The sequence below is a fragment of the Streptomyces sp. CC224B genome, assembly GCF_030010595.1.
GTDB classification, from domain to species: Bacteria; Actinomycetota; Actinomycetes; order Streptomycetales; family Streptomycetaceae; genus Streptomyces; species Streptomyces longispororuber.
In genome coordinates, this window is sequence record NZ_JASCXL010000130.1 from 21,054 (window position 1) to 27,053 (window position 6,000).

The window sequence follows — 6,000 nt, forward strand, 5'->3', positions numbered from 1 at the left end:
CCGCCGCCTCGTGGGCCCTCCCGTCGTGGGCGGTCCCGGCCGGGGCGGGCGCCCCGTGGGGTGGTGAGCGCGGAGGTGTCGTTCGAAGGACGGCGCGGACGGTCGTCCGTGCCGGGAGGTCACCGTACTCAGTCAAGATCATTCGCACTACTGGTACGAGCCCTTCCGCTTCGCGCGCGCATCGGGTGCTCGCGGGGGCCTCCGGCCGGACGCATGGGGGTGCGCCAGGCGAAGCGGACGCTTCCTAGGTCCACAGCGGCGCGGTGACGTGACCCAGGCCACCCCGGCCGGGTGTCACACGGCGGCCGGGAGCGGCGTCGTGTGCGTGACGGGAACGAGCCCGAGAACGGGCCCGAGCAGGCAGGAGCCGGCCATGACCGAGGACCGCGACGAGCACACCACCGGCACCACCACCGCGTGCCCGGCCGACGACGGCCGTGGGGAGAAGGCGGCGGCCGACGGTCGTAGGGAGAACGCGGCGGGCGACAGCCGTAGGGAGAACGCGGCGGGCGACGGCCGCAGAGAGACGGCCCCGGACGACAGCCGTAGTAGGACCGCCGTCGGCAACGGTCGTCTCGACGACGACGGCCGTGGCGAGACAGCGGCCGCCGACGGCGGCAACCGTATGGAGACCGCCGCCCGGACGTTCGTCGCCCACCGCAACCTGCTCTTCACCGTCGCCTACGAGCTGCTCGGCTCCGCCGCCGACGCCGAGGACGTCCTCCAGGAGACCTGGCTGCGCTGGGCCGGCGTGGACCTCGGCGCGGTCCGCGACCAGCGGGCGTACCTGGTGCGGATGACCACGCGGCAGGCCCTGACCCGGCTCCGCACGCTGCGCCGGCGCAAGGAGTCCTACGTCGGCCCGTGGCTGCCGGAACCGCTGCTGACCGCGCCGGACGTGGCCGACGACGTCGAGCTGGCCGACAGCGTCTCGATGGCCATGCTGCTCGTCCTGGAGACGCTCGCGCCGACCGAGCGGGCGGTCTTCGTGCTGCGCGAGGTGTTCGAGCTGGCCTACGACGACATCGCGGACGCCGTGGAGAAGACGCCCGCCGCGGTCCGGCAGATCGCGCACCGGGCCCGGGCCCATGTCGCGGCGCGCCGCCCGCGCGGCCCCGTCACCCCGGCCGAGACCCGCGCCGCGCTCGCGGCGTTCCGGCGGGCCCTGGAGACCGGCGACGTACAGCGGCTTCTCGACGTCATCGCGCCGGACGTCGTCCTGCTGACCGACGGCGGCGGCGTGGTGCGGGCGGCCCTGGCCCCCGTCGTGGGGGCCGGGCCGGTGGCCCGGGTGCTGGGGAGGATCCACGCCGGGATGGCGCTGCGGCAGGAGCAGGTCAACGGCCACCCGGCCCTCGTCCTGCGCTTGGACGGCCGCGTCGACACGGTCCTCGCGGTCCGCGTCGACGACGGCCTCGTCACGGGGCTCTACGCCGTCCGCAACCCGGAGAAGCTGTCCCGCCTCGGCCGGGAGACGGCCGTGAGCCGCTGAGCCGCTGAGTCGCTCAGTCGCTCAGTCGCCGGGTTTCTGAGCGCCGCTGAGCCCGCTCAGCCCGCGTCCGCGGTACCGGTCCGGCGGCGCCGGGTCGCCACGGCGGCGAGGACCGCGCCGACGGCGAGTACGACCAGCCCCCGCAGCCACACGTCCTTCTCGATCTGCGTGGCGAGCACCACGCAGGACAGGGCGCCGAGCACGGGCAGCACCGTGGGCGCCCGGAAGTGGTCCCGATCGGCCGGGACGCGCCGCAGCACCAGCGCGGCGGTGTTCACGAGGAAGAAGACGACCAGCAGCAGGAGCACCAGCGTGGAGGCGAGCGTGGCCACGTTGCCGGTGAGGGCGAGGAGCAGCGAGAGCGCCGTCGTGGCGGCGATGGCCGCCCACGGGGTGCGGCGCCCGGGCAGGACGCGGGCCAGGACGCCGGGCAGCAGGCCGTCGCGTGCCATGCCGAAGGCCAGGCGGGAGGACATGATGCCGGTGAGCAGCGCCCCGTTGGCGACGGCGACCAGGGCCACGACGCTGAAGACCCGCGGCGGCACCCCGCCGGCCTCCTTGACGACCTCGAGGAGGGGCCCGCTGCTGTCCACCAGGGTGTGCGTCGGCACGGCCGCCGCAGCGACGCAGCCGACCAGCACGTACACGAGCCCGGCCGTGAGCAGCGCGCCGAACAGGGCGCGGGGGTAGGAGCGCCGCGGGTCGCGGGTCTCCTCGGCGACGTTGACGGACGTCTCGAAGCCGACGAAGGAGTAGTACGCCAGCACGGCGCCGCTCAGCACCGCCGCGACGGGTCCGCTCCCCTCGGTGCCGACCTCGGTCAGGCGGCCGAGGTCCCCGTCGCCGCGGGCGAGGACCCAGCCGCCGAGCGCGATGACCAGGACGAGTCCGCCGACCTCGACGACGGTGGCGACGACGTTGGCCCGGGTGGACTCCTTGATGCCGCGCAGGTTCAGCAGCGCGAGCGCGCCCAGGAACACGAACGCCACCAGGGCGACGGGCAGCGTGACGAACTCGGCGAGGTAGTCCCCGGCGAACCCGCGGGCCAGCGCCCCCACCGACACCACCCCGGCGGCCAGCATGCAGAAACCGGCGAGGAAGCCCACGAACGGGCCGTAGGCCAGCGTGGTGTAGTGCGAGGCGCCGCCGGCCCGCGGGAACCGCGTGGCCAGCTCCGCGTAGGAGGCCGCGGTCAGCATGGCCAGGCCCAGGGCCACGGCCAGCGGCAGCCACACCGCGGGCCCGGACTCGGCGGCGACCTGGCCCACCAGCACGTACACCCCCGCCCCCAGGACGTCGCCGAGGATGAAGAAGTACAGCAGCGTGGTGGTGAGGGTCTTGCGCAGGGGGGACGGGTGCGCCGTCGACGGGTCTTGCGTGTCGTTCATGGACCACGTGTGCCCGCTCCGGGCCCGTGACACCCGGTGCCCCCGCCACTTGCCCCCGCCCGGGCGGATACCGGTGCGCCGACCGCGTCCATTCGGACAGGACTCGGACAGGCACCGGAGCGTCGCCGAGCAGCCGTCCAGGGCGTCACTGTGAGTGACGAAGGCGAGCAGCCCGGCAGGCCTAGCCGTGCGTTCCAGGGGACGTCGTCGGCCCGGTCGGCCGACCGGGCGTCCACGCACGCGATCACCGTGTCGAAGAGGACGAGGACCTTACTGGGCCCGGGCCGGTCATCCTGCGGAGCCCGGTAAGGGACCGACTACCGAACATGCGTACGGCGATCGTCCGCACCAGTCCCGCAACGGACTCGGCCAGTGCCGAGAGGCCGCTTGCAGCAAGGCAGGTGGACCGCGCCCCGCACTGGGCACCCCAGCCGCTGGCGAGATCCCGTAGATCCTCGGCACTTTCGCTACTGCCGGGCAGGCCGACTCCGCTCCTACGCTGCTCACATCCCCTCCCCCGACGGAAAGGCGAACCATCGTGCCCGGAAGAGACAACGAGGCAGCGAGCATCACTCGGCGCACAGCACTGGAACGCGGTGCCGGTATCGCTGCCATAGGCGCCGGAACCGTCATGGCCGCCGCAGGATCGAACCGGCCCGCCGCTGCCGCAGTTCCCCGGGCGCAGTCGCCGGATCATCCCTTCAGCTCGCGTAGCACCATGCTGCCGGCGTCCGTGGCGGGAGTAAGCATTCCGGACAGCCAACTGGCCCGAGCCGCCGTGGCGTTCACGAGGAAGGTCTCGTCCTCGGCGCTCTTCAACCATGTCATGCGGACGTACCTGTACGGCTCACTCCTGTTCGACCGACGCGGCGTCCGCTACGACCGCGAACTCGCCTTCGTGGCATCCGTCCTGCACGATCTCGGGCTGGTGAAGGCATATCAGACCTCGGACGAGCGTTTCGAAGTCGACGGCGCCGACGCCGCCCGAAAGTTTCTGCGCAAACAGCGCATGCCGTCCGACCGTATCTCCGTCGTCTGGGACGCGATCGCCCTGCACACCAACGCAGGCATCGCGACCCGGAAAAGGGCGGAGATCGGAATAGTCTCTGTTGGATCCGGACTTGACTTCACGGGTGTCGGCCTCGAGAACATTCCGTCCGACACTCTCACCGAAATCCTCGCCGCGTTCCCCAGAGCCGGATTCAAGCAGGACGCTCTCGCCAACATGTTGTCGCTGTGCCGCACCAAACCGATGTCGGTCCTCATGCACCCCTTCGCCGAAGTCGGCCGCCGTCACCTCCCGGACTTCCCGGTGCCCACCGTGGAGGACCTCCTGCTTGCCGCCCCTTTCGAGGAGTGACGGACGACGACCGGAGGAACCTCTAGGCAGCTTGTGGTTGTGGCGGAGCTCGAACCCGCGCACCGCGGTGAGTAGCGGTCCGAGACCGTCCAGCAGCGGCGTGGGCGGGACCAAGGACAAGTCCCACACTCGCGGCCAGGACGCGAGCGGCTCCACGGTGCCGTCGACCTGGTCGACGCCGGCGGGCAGACCTTGCTCCACCTCGACGGCCGCGGGTGCGGGGCCAAGTGTCGTCCGGTCCCACCGCTCCCCCACGCCCGTGGCACCGCACGCGTCCGCGCCCGCGGTGGGGGGCGGGTGCGCGGCGAGGAAGCGGGTGCCCTTATGGCCGGTCCGGGGCCACCCTGCTGCCGCTCGGTGAGCGCCGGGCTGGCGGCGGCATCCGAGACGGCCTGGTCGAGAACCGTCCCGTCTCCTGCCCCGAGCCGACGGGGCCACGGGCGGGTTCTAAACGCCCTCTTGCCAATCTGCCGGCTGATCCAAGGCAGCGCCCCCTTCACGCTGCGCTGCCATGTGTGGGGAAGGAGACAGCTTCCGAGTAGATCGGGCCAGCAGAAGGGCCCGCTCCTGGTAGAAGACCGGGTCGGATCGGTAGTTGGAGTGGCCCTGGAGCGGGGCAGGCAGTGGGTGTTCCTCGGTGCGCCCGTAGGCCAGGGGGTCCTTGAGGGCATCGTGATCGACCAGCGAGCCCCCAGCAGCTGAGCCGGTCTTCACAGGTGTCGGAGTGTGAATTCCGCGCTGGCATACTCGCCACCCTGCGGATCGCTCCCGGCCGGGTATCCGCCCGCCGGAAGACGCGAGACGAAGACTTCGGCATCATCCACAGGCACGTATCCCAATTCCGCTCCGGCATCGGTATCCCAGAAACGGCGAGTGTTGGCGGAGACTGCATACGCGGTCTCGAAGCGCACCTCCGGAGCGGCGAGAGCCGCCCGGACGAAGCCGAGGCAGTCGCGGGGGCTCAACCACGTGGACAGATGCCGCGGCTCGCTCGGCGCATCCTCGAAGCTCCCGATGCGCAGGCACACCACCGACAGACCGAACTTGTCCGCATACAGACGCCCGAGCGCCTCCACCGCGACCTTGCTCACCCCATACAGCCCGTCGGGCCGCACGGGCATGTCGGGAGTGACGGTCTGCGCGACCGGATAGAAACCGCTGACGCGGTTGCTGCTGGCCAGCACGACCCGCCGAACTCCCTGCAGCCGCGCGGCCTCCAGCAAGTTGTGTGTTCCCCGAACATTGCCATCCAGCAGCTCCGGCAACGGCGCCTCATCAGGCACCCCACCCAGATGCACCACGGCGTCCACGTCCTTCAGTGCTGCTGTTACCGCCTCAGCGTCACGCAGATCCAGCTGGTGAACGACCTCCTTCGGCGACTGCGGAGTGAGCCCGACACGATCGACGAGAACCAGCCGCTCCACCTCATCACGCAGGCCGGCGCGCACCACCGACCCGATCCGCCCGGCCGCCCCCGTGATCGCCACAGTGTCAAGTCTCGTTCCCATAGGGGCCATCCTGCCCGAGATCACCGACAGCCGGGCCCCCGCGGACCTTACGAGCGTGACCACGCAGAAAGCAACGGTGATCTGCCTCGCAATCAAGCGGGTGGAATGCAACACAGCCGGCAACCGGCGTCGCGAATGCCGCACCGGCAGACGGCCAGGGCAATCACCACACGTACTAGGGCGTTTCCTTCGGATCACCGCGCGGACCAGATGAAGATGGCGGCGAGGTGGAGTCCGGCCAGGTAGATGGTC

Annotated in this window: 4 protein-coding genes and 1 pseudogene; 2 read left to right on the forward strand and 3 right to left on the reverse strand. The window is 71.4% G+C overall.

The features are described from left to right. Positions 1-625 precede the first annotated feature (625 nt). Positions 626-1,492 carry an RNA polymerase sigma-70 factor gene (locus QK440_RS35005; protein WP_282797294.1) on the forward strand — a complete coding sequence of 289 codons (867 nt, stop codon included), beginning with the start codon at positions 626-628 and terminating at the stop codon, positions 1,490-1,492. Between the two features lie 56 nt (positions 1,493-1,548). Here QK440_RS35005 and QK440_RS35010 read toward each other — a convergent pair whose 3' ends face one another. Beyond that, entirely contained in the window at positions 1,549-2,880 is a 1,332-nt protein-coding gene (locus QK440_RS35010; protein ID WP_282797290.1) for an APC family permease, read from the reverse strand. A 631-nt stretch (positions 2,881-3,511) separates the two neighbouring features. On the opposite strand from QK440_RS35010, the gene QK440_RS35015 reads away from it, so the two are divergent. Then, positions 3,512-4,240, forward strand: a complete 729-nt coding sequence (locus tag QK440_RS35015; protein WP_282797291.1) for an HD domain-containing protein — start codon at positions 3,512-3,514, stop codon at positions 4,238-4,240. Between the two features lie 447 nt (positions 4,241-4,687). Here the strand turns inward: QK440_RS35015 and QK440_RS35020 are convergent. Continuing rightward, a pseudogene (locus tag QK440_RS35020) lies at positions 4,688-4,921 on the reverse strand (hypothetical protein); the annotation flags it as partial. 29 nt (positions 4,922-4,950) lie between these two features. Then, positions 4,951-5,727 carry an NAD(P)-dependent oxidoreductase gene (locus QK440_RS35025; protein ID WP_282797292.1) on the reverse strand — a complete coding sequence of 259 codons (777 nt, stop codon included), beginning with the start codon at positions 5,725-5,727 and terminating at the stop codon, positions 4,951-4,953. Between the last annotated feature and the right edge of the window lie 273 nt (positions 5,728-6,000).